15 protein-coding genes are annotated in these 15,221 nt (G+C 48.1%); all 15 read left to right on the top strand.

Translation table 11 applies throughout. From position 1 onward, the window contains the following. The first annotated feature begins 20 nt into the window (after positions 1-20). The 15 genes from BCV73_RS14215 to BCV73_RS14145 all read left to right on the top strand — a co-directional run bounded on the left by BCV73_RS14215 (position 21) and on the right by BCV73_RS14145 (position 15,221). A complete protein-coding gene (locus BCV73_RS14215; RefSeq protein ID WP_089547616.1) occupies positions 21-1,247 on the top strand; it encodes a copper amine oxidase N-terminal domain-containing protein in 1,227 nt (408 codons plus the stop codon). Between the two features lie 112 nt (positions 1,248-1,359). After that, positions 1,360-1,797: an Rrf2 family transcriptional regulator gene (locus BCV73_RS14210; protein WP_076164724.1), complete on the top strand. Its 438-nt coding sequence runs from the start codon at positions 1,360-1,362 to the stop codon at positions 1,795-1,797. Between the two features lie 501 nt (positions 1,798-2,298). Then, positions 2,299-3,519, top strand: a complete 1,221-nt coding sequence (locus BCV73_RS14205) for an MFS transporter (protein WP_076164726.1) — start codon at positions 2,299-2,301, stop codon at positions 3,517-3,519. 126 nt (positions 3,520-3,645) lie between these two features. Beyond that, positions 3,646-4,500, top strand: a complete 855-nt coding sequence (locus BCV73_RS14200) for an alpha/beta fold hydrolase (protein WP_089547615.1) — start codon at positions 3,646-3,648, stop codon at positions 4,498-4,500. Between the two features lie 385 nt (positions 4,501-4,885). Then, positions 4,886-6,076, top strand: coding sequence for an NAD(P)/FAD-dependent oxidoreductase (locus tag BCV73_RS14195; protein WP_089547614.1), 1,191 nt, complete (start codon positions 4,886-4,888; stop codon positions 6,074-6,076). Positions 6,077-6,257: 181 nt separating this feature from the next. Next, on the top strand, positions 6,258-6,713 hold the full coding sequence (locus BCV73_RS14190) for an ABC-2 transporter permease (RefSeq protein ID WP_089547613.1): 456 nt from the start codon (positions 6,258-6,260) through the stop codon (positions 6,711-6,713). 67 nt (positions 6,714-6,780) lie between these two features. After that, complete coding sequence (locus tag BCV73_RS14185) at positions 6,781-7,965, top strand: NAD(P)/FAD-dependent oxidoreductase (RefSeq protein ID WP_076164735.1); 1,185 nt, start codon at positions 6,781-6,783, stop codon at positions 7,963-7,965. 134 nt (positions 7,966-8,099) lie between these two features. Continuing rightward, positions 8,100-8,624 carry a DUF5946 family protein gene (locus BCV73_RS14180; RefSeq protein WP_089547612.1) on the top strand — a complete coding sequence of 175 codons (525 nt, stop codon included), beginning with the start codon at positions 8,100-8,102 and terminating at the stop codon, positions 8,622-8,624. A gap of 17 nt (positions 8,625-8,641) precedes the next feature. Next, positions 8,642-9,220, top strand: a complete 579-nt coding sequence (locus tag BCV73_RS14175; RefSeq protein ID WP_179232000.1) for an MBL fold metallo-hydrolase — start codon at positions 8,642-8,644, stop codon at positions 9,218-9,220. Between the two features lie 305 nt (positions 9,221-9,525). Continuing rightward, positions 9,526-9,792: a CD3324 family protein gene (locus tag BCV73_RS14170; protein ID WP_076164741.1), complete on the top strand. Its 267-nt coding sequence runs from the start codon at positions 9,526-9,528 to the stop codon at positions 9,790-9,792. Positions 9,793-9,924: 132 nt separating this feature from the next. Beyond that, positions 9,925-10,779: a GNAT family N-acetyltransferase gene (locus BCV73_RS14165; protein ID WP_179231999.1), complete on the top strand. Its 855-nt coding sequence runs from the start codon at positions 9,925-9,927 to the stop codon at positions 10,777-10,779. Positions 10,780-10,948: 169 nt separating this feature from the next. Continuing rightward, entirely contained in the window at positions 10,949-11,587 is a 639-nt protein-coding gene (locus BCV73_RS14160) for an HD domain-containing protein (protein WP_076164746.1), read from the top strand. 171 nt (positions 11,588-11,758) lie between these two features. Continuing rightward, positions 11,759-12,310: a hypothetical protein gene (locus tag BCV73_RS14155; RefSeq protein ID WP_256992858.1), complete on the top strand. Its 552-nt coding sequence runs from the start codon at positions 11,759-11,761 to the stop codon at positions 12,308-12,310. Positions 12,311-12,379: 69 nt separating this feature from the next. Next, entirely contained in the window at positions 12,380-12,916 is a 537-nt protein-coding gene (locus BCV73_RS14150; protein WP_212984018.1) for a DinB family protein, read from the top strand. Positions 12,917-13,232: 316 nt separating this feature from the next. Further along, positions 13,233-15,221 carry a Na+/H+ antiporter gene (locus BCV73_RS14145; protein WP_089547609.1) on the top strand — a complete coding sequence of 663 codons (1,989 nt, stop codon included), beginning with the start codon at positions 13,233-13,235 and terminating at the stop codon, positions 15,219-15,221.

Here is a 15,221-nt window from a genome sequence, read left to right as displayed (position 1 = left end):
ATAAGATAAGGAAGTCACTCATGAGAAAATGGTTAGTATGCACGTTAGCGATCATGCTGAGCTTAGGTGCATTTTCCCCCGCAATCTACGCTTCTGAAATCCGTGTATCCGTGGATGGGCGTGAAGTACAATTTCCGGACGGACACCCCTATGTCGATCAAAAATCCAGCCTGACGATGGTTCCGCTTGCTTTTGTATCCGAAAAGCTCGGAGCGACAACGAAATGGAACGGAAGTTTAAAACAAATCACGATCTCGCTTAACCGCGACATCATTATTTTGGTGATTGGCCATAATTATGCACTGGTGAATGGGAAAAGGGTGGACTTTGCAGGGGCGGCGGTGCTTAAAAATGGCCGCACGATGGTTCCGCTGCGCTTTATTAGTGAAGCTCTGCACTCCAACGTGGATTGGCAGCCTTCGAGCAATCTGGTGAGCATCATGTCTTCGGTGGCCCGGGTTCCGAAAGGAACATGGATATGGGACAGTCACATCCTCAAACAGGATCAAGATCAAATACTAAATTTCGCAAAAGTAAAAAGTGTAACATCCATTTACCTTCAAATCGACAGAGATCTTGATCCGGCAATTTATGAAGGGTTCATCCGGAAAGCGAAGAAGGAAGGAATTCAAGTGGAGGCACTTGAGGGCCGTCCCGAATGGGCGAAAAAGTCTGCTCAGGGGGATATTCAAAAATTTATAGCGTGGGTGAAAGCCTATAATTCTTCTGTTGGCCAGGAAGCAGGCTTCACGGGATTGCATTTCGATATTGAGCCTTATGGTCTTAGCGAATGGACCACGGACAATAAGACCATTCTTGAAAGCTGGATGGACAATTTGCGACTGATTGAGAAAGAAAGCAAAGGAAGCGGCTTGAACATCGCGATCGACGTTCCGTATTGGCTGAATACGATTAAATTACCGGGAAAGGATTACAGCATGAGCGCATGGATGCTGGAGAAGTTCGATTCCCTTGTTATCATGAATTATCGGAATCATGCGTTGGGCGGTAATGGCATTGTGGAAAATGCACAGGCCATGCTGAAGGAAGCTTCCACGCTGAACAAGAAGATTGTTATTGCTGTCGAAACAGTCAAAAGCAATGAGGGTCCGCGGGTCTCCTTCTATTCCATGAGCAGCGATATGATGGATAAAGAGCTGCAGTCCGCCCATAATCAATTGGCTCATTATGCAAGCTATGCCGGCTTCGCCATCCACGATTTCAAAAGCTGGCAGGACATGAAGTAAGAAGCCAATCCATTACAAAGTACACCTTATAGCTGCTGGAAAGAGAAAGGGAGCCGTTGACGGGGGGCGTTCAATGAAACTATAATGGTTTTATTGAAAGGGGATGCCGAAAATGGCTATCGTAAGCCGCTACACCGTTGCGCTTCATATATTGACTTGGCTGGCTTATTGGTCGGAGAAGGACGAATTTTTCCCTTCCGACCGGATTGCGAACAGCGTGGGAACGAGCCCGGTTTTTCTGAGACGGATTCTCGGCCAGCTCGCGAAAGCAGGCCTGGTTCTGGTGCAGCACGGAGGGACAGGGGCTGGATGGAAGCTGGCGCGCCTTCCAGAGGAGATCAGCCTGCTGGACGTGTACGAAGCCGTTGTGCAGACGCCACTATTCGAGCTGCATCACAGCCAGCCGAACCCGAGCTGTATTATCGGCCATGGCATTCAGCCGGCTCTGCAATCGGTTTACGAGGACAGCGAGGAAGCGTTGAAGCGCCGGCTGGCTCAGGAATCGATCCGTGATCTGGTCACCTCGTCGCTGGAGCAAGGGAAGCGGTGATGCCGCCGCAACGGCAGGCATTCTTCGAGAATCGCTTGCCGGAGTGGGCCAGATTAACGGCCAGCAGCTGCTGGGTCCGAGATTCCGGCCTCCGGAAACCCCGGGTGAGAAAGCTGTCCGGCCGTTTGACAAACCCGCGTGTTTTTTTTGCTCCTCAATGTAACTGATCTAGTTTCAATGAGAGGGGGTGGCAGGCGACTGCTCACGTTCATGTGAGGATGGAAGTGTGGGAAGGCCGTATAGTGAAATAACACCTGCCTGATCGCGGGCGCGAGGGAGAAGCAGGTATGATATTGGACTGTCCTTCAGCTGGTGGTTTGTCCGAGGTGTGTATCGAATCGGCTGGATGTGGGCTCATTACGGTGTTTAATGTAACCGATTCGGTTGTAATGATGATGAGAAAAATTTAAGATGTAACCGAAATTGAGCTTTTTTTGCTTCTCAATGTAACTGATTCGGTTCTATTGACAAGACGAATCTAAAAAAAAGGAGAGGGTTTTCATGGACAAACGGATTTTTTGGCTGGCGCTTGGGTCGTTTGCGGTCGGCACGGAAGGGTATATGATCGGCGGGCTGCTGCCAACACTGGCGGCGGCAATGCACGTGTCGACGGCGCTTGCCGGACAGCTGGTGACGGCGTTTGCGCTCGTGTACGCTGTATCGTCGCCGCTGTTGACGACTCTGACAGCGAGGATGGAGCGCAGGAAACTGCTATTCGGTTCGCTGCTGCTGCTCACTGTCGGAAACGTGCTGTGCGGGTTCGCCTCTTCTTATGGCCTGATGATGACCGGGCGGATTGTCGCCGCGCTGGGGGCAGGCCTGTTCTCGCCGGGGGCCGTCGCCGTCGCCTCCACGCTGGCCCCGGCTGAGAAAAGAGGGCGTGCGGTGTCGATCGTCGTTGCCGGCCAGACCGTCTCCCTGATCCTGGGCGTCCCCTTCGGGATGTGGGTCGCCCTGACGTTCGATTGGCGTACGACGTTCTGGATCGTCGGCGGGGTGGCGCTGCTCGCCGCACTTGCCATCCGGCTGCTGTTCCCGCAGGTGGCTCCGGGCGCGGCCATCGGCATACGGGAACGCCTTTCGTATCTGAAGAAGCCGGAGCTGCTATCCGCCTTGCTGATTACGCTCGCTTGGGCCACCGGTATTTTTGCGCTCTTTACGTATGTTTCCGAACTCTTTTCCGGCTATGGTGCCGGCGGCCGGACGATCAGCATGGTGCTGTGCCTCTCCGGTATCGCCAGCTTCATCGGGGTGCGGACAGGCGGCTTGGCCGCAGACCGGATCGGACCGAACCGGGCGATTCCGCTGGCGCTGACTCTGCTCACAGCCGCGCTTATCTTGATGTCGGCGTTATACGGTTTCGCCGGCCGGCCTGGTATTCTCGCCATGGCGGTGGCTGCTATGGCACTGTTCGGCTTCAGCGGCTACATGTTCAATCCTGCGCAGCAGCACCGTCTGATCGGGCTGTCGGGGCCTTCGTCCGGCATCGTCCTGTCGCTGCAGTCTTCCGTCCTGTACGTCGGCAGTGCCTTGGGCGCATCGGCCGGAGGAGCTGTTGTACGCTTCGCTACCGTCGGTGAAATTGGCTATTTCGCAGGGGCTATGACGGCGCTGTCGCTCGTCTTGTTTGCGGTTAGCCTGCGTCTGGAGCGTCGTATGAAGCGGCGGGCAGCCGTAACGGGGCATGCGCACGCTGCAGACGAGTCGGGTGCCGCCGGCTAAGCTCAGCTGGCTTTTACATCCGTCCGCATTTTGTAAATACGATGTGTCAATGGTGACGAGATGTTGTCATATTTTGAATGCTACGATGAAGAGGTGATCAGAAAATTTCGATAGGAGTGAGAAGGTTTGTTCACACACCGGGAAGTACGTGTCAAAGAAGTCCCGATCCATGTAGTCGAAGCCGGTCCCATATCAAAGCCGACTGTGTTTTTGATTCATGGTTGGCCGACCTGTTGGCTGGAATTTGAAGGCGTGATGCAAAGGCTTGCTGAAGAGTACCATGTTATCGCCATCGACATCCCCGGGATCGGGAATTCAGTCATTCCTCTGCAGTCATACAGCAAACGCAATATAGCCGAGTATGTTCGGGGAATTATGGATCATATGAATTTACAAGATGTGACGTTGGTAGGGTGTGATGCTGGGGGCCAGGTGACGTATGCTTTTCTGAAGAGCTTTCCTGACAGGTTATCGCGCGCGGTAATTATGAATGTCGCCATTCCTGGAGTTGATCCGTGGAACGAGGTGAAAAGTAATCCTTACATCTGGCATTTTGGTTTTCATAACGTGCCTGAATTGCCCGAAATACTGGTTTCAGGCAAAGAACTTCCTTACTTCTCCTTTTTCTATGACGTGCTGGCCGGAAAGGGCAAGCGAATGAGTGATGCCCGCAGAACATTATATGCCGAAGCCTATTCCCGTTTAGACGCATTGAAAGCAGGATTTGATTTATACAGAAGTTTTCATGAAGATGAACAGGATAATGCCGCGTTAAAACATGTTGCCGTGTCAACGCCAGTTCTGTACTTACGAGGATCGGATGAAAACGCAGATATTGAAAAATACCTTGCCGGATTTAGGGAAAATGGCCTGCAACATATCCAAGCCACAACCATCGAAAATTGCGGTCATTTTTCAGCAGAAGAACAGCCTGAACGAGTTGCACTGGCCATAAAGGAATTTATCCTTAGTTCTTTGTAACGTTAAATGGCTTGGCTAACAGTACGATGGTACATGGCAAAGTTGTAAGACAACCAGAACAAAAAAAATCACTTAAGAGCCGCATTGTTGCGGCTTTTTATCATTTCTCGGCCTATGATGTGACTTTACCTATAATTTTGCCGCCTCTTGAATCATAAGTTTGCCATTACTTCGCCTAGATTCTTTAGAAACGACCCCCAAGTAATCTCAATGCATCCAAAAGCCGAATACTCTCATCTAATGTTCCAAAGCACATAAATATGGTGAAAGTTAACAGGTAAATTTACTCACTGATTAATCGGGCTCAATAGGGGGAATCGTTTCCGAAGTCACATATCATTGCCTTAGATCGTTATATGTGCAAAACGAGAAGGAGCTGAGGAAAATGAGCGACTTGACTTGTATCATCATCGGAGGCGGCCATGCAGGGCTTGCAGCGCTAAAAGCAATAAAGGAAACGACCCGAGGCATGGCTAACGGGCGGCGGATTCGGTTTGTTCTATTCGACAAGCAGCCCGGTCATGTGCGCAAAATATTGTTGTTCCGACCGGCCGCGGGCGGGGAAGAGATTGTAGTTCCCTGGACGCATTATGAGTTTTCTGAAGGAGTCGAATTCGTGCACAGTACAGTTACTTCTGTGGATCGTAGGGAAAAACAGATCCGATATGAGGATGTGCAAGGAAAGGATGCTCGCATGCAGTATGACCTTTTAGTCGTGGCGGTTGGCAGCGTCGTCCGGCAACCGGGTCCTGAGCAGGGTGGTATTTCTTTAACCGATCTGCAAACCGCAGCAGTCATCCGGGAGCGCTGGCGTGCCAATTTGCGGCAAGCTGCCCATGAGAAAAATCCGAAAGAACGAAAGCGACTGATGACAGTTGCAGTTACGGGTGCGGGCATAAGCGGCATCGAGACGTCATCTGAACTGGCTCTTGAAATGCAGAAGGAAGCCTCGTCACTAGGACTGAGCCCGTCCGATATTTCTGTTTATTTAGTGAGTGGACAGGAACGATTGTTCATGGAAGGACCCAAGAAAGTTGGACGAAAATTGGATCAGATGCTCAGCGAATGTGGAGTGACGGTGGTTTACAACCGTAAGGTGATGCGGGAGGAAGCCGGAGTGGTGACGCTCAACAATGGGGATCGTCTGTCGGTCGGCCTATGCATTTGGACAATAGGTCTGATTCCGAATCCAGCCCTTCGCACGATGGGTTTGCCGCTTACTCCTGATGGCCAAGTGCTGGTGGATGAATCCTATCGCGTTCAAGGGGCGCCGGGTGTATACAGCATTGGCGACTGTGCGAGAATCGTTGACCCAAAAACCGGCAAGTCAGCTCTGATGAGGTGCGCAGAACTTGCTCTACAAGATGATCGACTGGGCAAAATCATGCTGGCAGATCTGGAGGGCCGCCCTGCGCCAGTCCACAAATCAGCGCCAATAGATCTCTACTGCATCGGGCTGGGAAAAAATGGCGGATTGGTATGGGGACGCAAATGGGGACTTAGCATGATTGTAACGGGAAAACTTGCGTGGAAATTCAGGAAAGTTGCATGGGATGCAGGCAGTAAGCTTCGATAGGAACTAGATACCAACCAACAGCTAGAAATGGCGAGACGGGGATTGGAGGAACGGCGTTTCCTTATTTCAGCTCTTATGGCTCGCATGTATCGCCTACTCGGCAATCCTTTTTATAACCGTCAGTAAATTATCGATTAAGACCCGAAGAGAGAGCCTGGTATCGAAGTTGCTGCATATCCTGATGGGCGCCGTCACAGCTCTTTTGGTTGGATTCGGACTAACCTTCCTTGCGCATGGAATGCTGGATCTAGATATTCCTAAATTTACGGATACCGCGCTGTTCTTATCCGTTACGTTTTTCAGTTTTTTCCTTATGATAACAGCTGTATTGTCTATATTGGGGATCAGTGGTGTTGCAATATTTGCCTTATTGCTTTTCTTCGGTGCACCTTTGCTGGCTTTGGCACCAGAAATGATGTCTTCTTTCTATCGCGGGTGGATTCATCCTTGGCTCCCCATGCGCTTTATGGTCGATGGTCTTCGACAATTGTTCTTCTTTGGAAAAGGATTTGGTTGGAATGCTCCCGTAGCCGCTCTTACATGGATCTCATTGGTAAGCGGCATCGTCATTCTGGGCACCGCAGTAAAGGTTCGTGTACAGAAAATCGATAGAACAGCAACGGCTTCAAGGCCATAGTAGCCAGTAAATCATATCGAAACCAAATTTCTTTGAAGATAACGACTTGTTAAGGAGATGCAGAGAGATGAACGACTTGACATGTATTATCATTGGAGGCGGCCATGCAGGGCTTGGTGCGCTCAAAGCTATAAAGAAAGAGACCCGGGGGATGGCGAACGGACGGCGCATTCGGTTTCTTCTAATCGACAAGCAGCCCGGTCATGTACGCAAAGTGATGTTGTTCCGGCAAGCCGCAGACGGGGAAGAGATTATGATTCCCTGGAGTCATTATTGTTCAGAAGGAGTCGAATTCTTGCAAGGTACAGTTACTTGCGTAGATGATGAGGCCAAACGGGTTCAATATACGGATTCACAAGGAAATGATGCCCGAATTCATTATGACCTTTTAGTAGTTGGCGTCGGAAGCATTGTTCGTCGACCTGATCCCGATAAGGGAGGGATCGCCTTGACGGACCCGCAAGCGGCGGCAGACATCCGGGAGCGCTGGCGTGCCAATCTGCGGAAGGCTGCCGTCGAGACGAACCCGGATAAACGAAAGCGACTAATGACAATCGCGGTTGCGGGAGCGGGCATCAGCGGTATCGAAACGTCCGCCGAGCTGATGCTTGCCATGCGAAAGGAAGCAGCGGCGCTGAGTCTGAATTCGTCCGATGCCTCCGTTTATTTGCTCAATGCGCAGGAACAGCTGTTCCCGGAAGGGCCGGAGAAGGTTAGACGGAAGTTGGAGCGGTTGCTCAGCGAATGTGGGGTGACAGTGCTTCACAATAGTAAGGCAATGCGGGAGCAAGCAGGAGTGTTGACGCTAAGCAATGGTGATCATCTGCCGGTTGGCCTATGTGTATGGACGATTGGTCTGATACCGAATCCGGCGCTTCATAGCATGGGCTTGCCACTATCTTCTGGAAGTCAAGTACTGGTGGATGAATGTTATCGCGTCCAAGGGATGTCGGGCGTATACAGCATTGGCGATTGTGCGAGAATCGTCGATCCAGGTACCGGCAAGGCGGATCAGATGACATGCAAAGAAGCTGGACCACAGGCTTTAAGGCTGGGGAAAATTGTAACGGCCGATCTGGAGGGCCGTTCGGCACCGGTTCACAAATCGTTTGTGGATACCTTCGGCTTCGGCCTAGGGCAAAATCGCGGGTTGATCTGGGTACGTAAATGGGGACTTGATATCATCATTACGGGGAAGCTTGCGTGGAAAGTGAAAAAGGTGGGATGGGATTTTGCGAGCTGGCTCCGATAGAAACAAAGGGATCAAGTTGTATGAAACCCGGATAATAGCTTATTGACCTTAACGTTACGTCAACCCTTAAAATGATCACAAAAGGGCGATTCAGATTTTCAGGGGTCTGTGTTCACGAAGGGAAGGTGAGTTCTATGCAAAATATAGAGCGACAAGCCCAGAAAAAGGGGATCGAGTTGAAGGATTACGGCAGATGCCAATTTTGCGGGTCGAATACCAGGGGTGGAGTATTTGAATGCTTTGATGTTTTCAACGATCTGGCAATGACCTTTATGGAAGGAAATCATCTATTCACATTTATATATGCCGATGCACATTGTTTGCAGCATTCGGAGGTTCATGGGGGATGGAACAACAATTTGCATCTCACTAGACAGTATTTAATCCTTGAACAAGCTATAGCATGGGAGTATGCAAAGACAAGCCAGCTGAGCAATATTCTGGATCAATACAAACGGACACACCCGGATATTTTGATTCCTGCATTGCCGCTGCAGCAAAGAGGACATTTAACGGTTACAGACTTAATCGGGCTAAAGCAGAAAGAACTCGAATCCATGGTATTCAATTGGGCAAATGATGTCTACCATTCATATGATCGGTACCATACAAATGCAAAAGTTGTGGGAGATCTATATATCAACAAATATGAACGATAACAATGGGGGAAGGCGAGATGAATGTAATAAATATCGGCTACGGTTCGACCAATTATTATGCGGTCGGCTTCCAGGAAAAGTACCTTCTCATTGATGTGGGGTTACCCGGTACGTTGGGGAAGATGGCCAGCCAATTGCGAAAATATAACATCCCATGGAGTAACATTCCCTATTTGATGGTTACGCATTTTCACCCTGATCATTGCGGAATCGCACAAGAGATACAATCCATGGGTGTAGAGCTTATTATCAGCCGAACGCAGTCGGATTTTCTTGAAAGTGCAAACGAGACCATGAAAAAGTTCTCCAGTTTTAAAGAAATAAAGGTGGAAGCCCATAATATTATCAATGAACATGATCAGGCCGTCCTCACTAAAAAAATGGGCATTCCAGGATATATTCTTCATACACCCGGTCACTCGGATGATTCCATTAGTATTGTTATCGAGGGGCTGGGTATTTTTACAGGGGATTTACCCTATAACCACCATATGAGTATGGAAACGAATGAAAAGGTTGATCAAAGCTGGTCACGGTTAAGAAATACAAACGAACACAAGGTATTCCCTGGGCATGGCCAGCCCCTCATGCTTTGAAATATGACAGTTAGGCGCAGTTCCAGACATTTACATGAAGTGGAGAAATCGGTAAAATAAACATATTATCGATTGTAATCTTTGGTACTGATTAGACACCGATCATATTTTTGAAAGTGAGGTCTCGAATGATGAGAAAATCTACGATTAGCTCCATGCAAAGTCTTGTACTATAAACAACGGCGGTTGTTTGTATGGAGCTCAGAATTCATTTTTACCGCCTGAATATCAGCGTTCATGATAATTGTTTATAGGATAGGCTTTGCAACCTTAAATTTTAATAAATTTTAAGGAGCAGAGCTATCATGAAGTATGTAAACGCAGATATCGTTTTTCCGGAAGAGCTTTTAAAGGAAATACAGAAATATATCCACGGAAGCATGGTTTACATCCCAACTCCTGAAGGACAACGGAAGAAATGGGGCGAAAATTCAGGAAGCCGAAAACATTTGAGCCTCAGAAACGAAACGATACGTCAGCAATATATCGATGGTGCAACGATCGATGAACTTTCTGATCAATTCTGTCTATCCATCGACAGTATTAAAAAAATCATCTATTCCAAAATATAAGCCGTAGAAATCACATCATAGGTTATGATGTGATTTTTTGTGTAACAAATGATTCTGAAAGATCTTTTATATATTTCTAAACGGGATCCTTTGCTACGATTGAAGAAACACCATTCAGAGAGGGGCATTTGGATGTCATTACAAGTTCGTCCATATCGTTCTGAATTTGAGGAAACGGTAAAAAACTTAAGTCACAAGGCATGGATCCTTTTTAAATATAATCAAGATTATGATCATCAGAGGATGAGCTGCGTATTTAACGAGGACGGGAATTTAATATGTGTGGGATATTTACGACACGGAATTGCGGATAATCATGATGTATTCGAAGTCGAAATGCCCACGAATGAATTAGCTTTAAACCGCATGGATGAAGTGAGGGCAGCTCTTTTCCCTACTTTTATGGAAACTTGTCAAAAGCTGCGTAATCCTAACAAGAAAACGAAGCTGGTTGCGTGGAAGGACTTTTATGGTGACAGAGCGTTTTACGAAGAGAAGGGTTTTAGCCCTTTTCAAACCTATTACATAGCACGGCGTTCCCTTGAAGAATCCATACCTGAAGTCAGAACGCCTGTTGGAGTGAATGTCCAATACCACCCGATGGGATCCAGAGAAAAAAGAATCCAATATACCGAGCTGGAAAATCAATTTTATCAAGGTGTAGTATACCGAAGTGTAAATATGTTGGAATGGATGATGGGTGGTCCGGAGTTACATACCATTTCTGCCTTTGAAGGTGATGAGCTGGTTGGCAGCGTAATGTGTTGGCAAACCGGGGCGGTCGAGAAGTTATTCGTCATTCCACGTTGGCGTAATAAAGGGCTGGGTAGGCTTCTGATCACGAAGGGATTTGAGTATCACCTGAAGAACGGCCGAAACGAAGTGGAGACGCTGGTTCATGAACAGAATAAGGAAGCTAAGTCGTTGTTAGAGTCAATGGGGTATACCTTTCCTGTAAAATTAGTACTTATGTCAATGGATATTTAGAAAAAGAATCTGCAGCGCCCCAGGGAATATTCGAATGTCTTAAGGGGATACTGGAAATAGGTAGGAGATCATTCATTTGGTCGATAATGATCATAGAAACACCCGCATTGATCTCCATTCCATGAAACCCTAGTATAAGCTTAACGACATAAATAGGGGGCGCTTAGCGATGTCCATGTCAATCGCAGATATCCAAATACCTGATAGCAAACTGGCCAAGGAAGCGGCCGAATTACTCCGGGAACATGGCGATGATTTGCTGTGGAACCATTCAAACCGGGTATTTCTTTTCGCAGCATTCAAAGGCAACCTGAATCAATTGAAGTATGATCCGGAATTGCTCTATATCAGTTCTCTTTTCCACGATTTAGGCCTTACGCCTGCATTCCGCAGTCCTGATAAGCGCTTTGAAGTCGACGGCGCGAATGCCGCTCGAGATTTCCTGCAAAGCCGTGGCGTGCCGGAAGAATCCATCCGATTGGTGTGGGATGCCGTCGCCCTGCATACTACGATCGGAATCGTCGAATATAAAGAAACCGAAGCGGCCCTGATGAATTTTGGCGTCGGTTACGACGTCGTGGGGAAAAACTTCGAACTGATCTCGGAAGAAATTCGCCGGCAAATCGTTGATGCGTTCCCGCGAAACCGGTTTAAGCACAACATTCTGCGCGCCTTCTTTGAAGGCTTTAAGCATAAACCGGAAACGACCTACGGCACGATTAACGCCGATATATGCGAGCTGTTTCTGCCGGGCTATAAACGGCCTAATTTTTGCCATCACGTGCTTCATTCCAGATGGGATGAATAACAACGCACGTTCAATCAGCCTAAGTCATGGACCTGGACAAGAGCATACACAATTCATAGCCGCGTAACTGCGGCTTTTTGTGTTTTAAGAAGAATGTATGCTGAAGTATGATGAAACAAATTGGAAATTTTTAACGTCTAAGCAGTGACGCTAGGATAGGAGGGGCTGGACATGAAGAGGATAGCCATGCTGATCATTTTGGCTTTTTCGTATATGACTTTAGTTGGCTGTTCGAGCACATTAACAAGCGGTAAGGACGTAGTCGTTGAAAAACAATTAACGGGGGAACCAGAACAAGTACCAGAAAAGCAACCAGAGAGAAAATCAGATTTAAAGAAACCTCCTAAGGCTGACATTGTGATAGGGGAAAGGGTATATCCGACTAAACTCGGCACCTATTGCTGGACCTCAACCAATCAAAGTATATGTGTGGATACCGCTGGACCGGTTGAACTTTTAAAAGATGTAGCTCCTGTTTCCGTACAGCCCGGTGAAGTCGTGAAGTTTGCAATGAATGTTGAGCCTAAGCCCAACAAATATCACGTCACGCAAATGACGGCGGAGGGAAGTTCAATAGACGTTGCGGTGAAAGAGAATAGTTTTCATGCCCCCGCACAAAAAGGGACTTATTATTACGCTTACGGCGTATGGTGGATGGACGAGCTTATCGAAAATCAATCGAATGGTGATGCTTTTTATTGTTTTGTCTTACAAGTCATTTAAAGAATCAGGAGACGATCGTAATCTGTATTAAGACTCCCAAATATGAATCATCGAGGAGAGAGAGAGCAAATGAATATGAAACAGATAGATATTTTTCGTATGCAATTTGACTTTGTTTGGGATACGGAGACCTGGTTTTTACCCTTAGAATCAGCTCTTGCGGGTTTAAATTCGACCGATGCAAGCTGGCAGCCCCCTGGAGGAGGGAATACCATTTGGCAAACGGTAAACCATTTAAATTATTACAACGCCCTGCTTGTCAGACAACTTCATGACACAACGCCTGGAACAGAGGCATCTGAACGCAAGCCTACATATGGAGATATCGGAGAACCCCCTGATTCTAAATGGGAGGCCGTTTTGGCAGAAGATACATTTGGAGGGCCTGGGGACCCGGCGGATTCTGACAAGTGGGCGGCAACCGTGGCAGAAACTCGCCTGATTTGTGAAGATTTGCGTCAATCGCTGGCACAAATGAACGAAAGTCAGCTGGATGAGGAGCGTGTTGGGAGGCTGGCGCGTCAAATGCTGCACAACGTATACCACATCGGACAAATCGTATTCATTCGCAAACAGCAAGGTTCTTGGCCAAAGGAACGGGAATAATTTGTATATTCGCTTAAGGGCGCTATAATGAAGTACCAAAGCCTAATTTCTCACCGAATGCCGAGAAATTAGGCTTTTTCACGCTTAATAGGCATATCTGGTTGAAGAACAAATGGAAAGTAGGGTGTATTAAAGAAGCTGTCGATAATTCCGATGATAATACCTATGGGTACTATAGAATATTGCTCTGGGCTTAAGTGCAAAGCGATTCACATACAGTTCATAAATTTACTTTACAATAAGCTGAATCGTTTGTGAGGGCCCTGAATTTACGATAAGTTGATGAATACAGATCGATAATGGAGGTAAGAATCGTTTGGAATTGTTTGAGTTTATTTTGCTAATGCTGGCAGCGGTGTCTTTATCCAATTTAGTGAACCGGTTTATCCCCTCGGTCTCCGTGCCTATTATTCAAATCGTACTGGGGATGTTGATCACTTGGCTGCCGTTACACTTTGAGCTGAAATTAAATCCAGAGCTGTTTTTGCTCCTGTTCATTGCCCCGCTGTTGTTCAATGATGGAAGGCATGCGGATAAGGAAGCGCTCTGGAAGCTGAAGAAACCAATCCTTTTGCTGGCACTGGGTCTGGTATTCATCACGGTAGCCGTGGTTGGTTATTTCCTGAATTGGCTCCTTCCGGTGATTCCGCTGGCGGCATCTTTTGCACTGGCGGCTGCATTAGCGCCTACTGATGCTGTGGCCGTGGGTGCACTGGAGCAGAAAGTAAAAATCCCTCATCAGACGATGCAAATTCTGGAGGGGGAATCCTTAATCAATGACGCATCGGGGCTGGTGTCATTCCAGTTTGCCGTAGCCGCGATGATCACCGGTGTGTTCTCTTTCAAAACGGCCAGCGTCAGCTTTATTTCCATCTCACTTGGCGGTGTGGTGCTGGGCCTTCTGCTCACGCTTGTTAAATATGGGGTGGTGAAATGGCTGCGGAGACTAGGGATGGAGAATGTCACGCTCCACATGCTGATTGAGATCCTGACCCCTTTTGTGATTTTCATGGCTGCCGAGGAACTGGGTGTTAACGGTATCCTGGCTGTCGTCGCCGCAGGAATCGCTCATTCTTTCGGTTACAAGAAAATGAATCCCGAGGTAGCCAAGCTGCGGGTTGTATCCAAAAGCACTTGGTCGGTCATTGTTTTTGTTCTGAACGGACTGGTTTTCCTGCTGCTTGGCACACAGCTTCCTGATATTATCCAGACGATTTGGAACAGCGCGGAAATCGGAAATCTGAAAGTCATCATGTACACCCTGTTATTGACCGCAGCTGTGCTTGGGCTGCGCTTCATCTGGGCGATTCTGATGGATATGGTCGAAGGGACCAAACCGCGCGGCCCTTGGCGGCTCAGGGTTAAGAAGGCGCTGATCCTAAGCCTATCAGGCGTCCGGGGGACGATCACCCTGGCGAGTACGATGTCACTGCCATTATTTCTTCGTGATGGCACCGCATTTCCGGCGAGGGATCTGATCATTTTCCTTGCGGCTGGCGTTATCGTGTGGACCCTTCTTGCGTCCAACTATCTGCTGCCGCTTTTATTGGGGAAAGAAACGCAAACGGAGCAGGAAGAGGAGGAGGTTCAGGCAAAAATTGAAATTCTGAGGAATGTGGTGAACGGATTAAACGAACTGAGCACGGATCAGAACCGGCTGGCGATTGCCCAGATCATCAATACGTATACTTCCCGAATCAAATCGCTCAGAAAAGAGGACAAGAACGATAAAGTGCAGCGAGCCTTGGGCTTGTCTATTCTGAAATGGGAAAGGGAGAACACGCTGCACGCGGTTCAGAAGAAAGAAGTGAATCCAGTCACAGCGTACCGTTACCTTAAAAGAATAAATCAGCTGTTATTCATGCACACAGGAGATGTCCGTTATAAAAAAGAGCTTTTCCCTGTGAAGCAATGGATTGAAGTGTTCGGAATGCTGCATCCGGCCCGCCTGAGTATCCGAGAGAGACGCGCCGAATTGGCCAAGCTCAGAATTCAAAATACGGCTTACGTCTTAAAGGAGCTGAACGCGCTGCTTGCAAAAGGGGAGACGGATATGGAGTCGGTCAGCTCGCTGATTTTGCAATATGAACGTACGCTGCTTCTTCTGACCCGAAACGAATCGGACACCTACAACCGGGAAGAGTTCGACATCCTGATGCAGGAGCTCGCACGGGTCGGGATTCAGCTGGAGAGAGACAACATCCAAACTATGTTCGAGACCGGACGGATATCCAGACAGGGCATGAAGGAAATGAAACGTGATATTCTCTTCATGGAGCATGACTTGAGAGAAGAGATGGGTTGA

It is taken from the genome of Paenibacillus sp. SSG-1, assembly GCF_002224835.1.
In the GTDB taxonomy this organism is placed as follows: Bacteria; Bacillota; Bacilli; order Paenibacillales; family Paenibacillaceae; genus Paenibacillus_AQ; species Paenibacillus_AQ favisporus.
The sequence above is the reverse complement of the archived record's forward strand: the minus strand, read 5'-3'. Positions and strand labels throughout refer to the sequence as shown.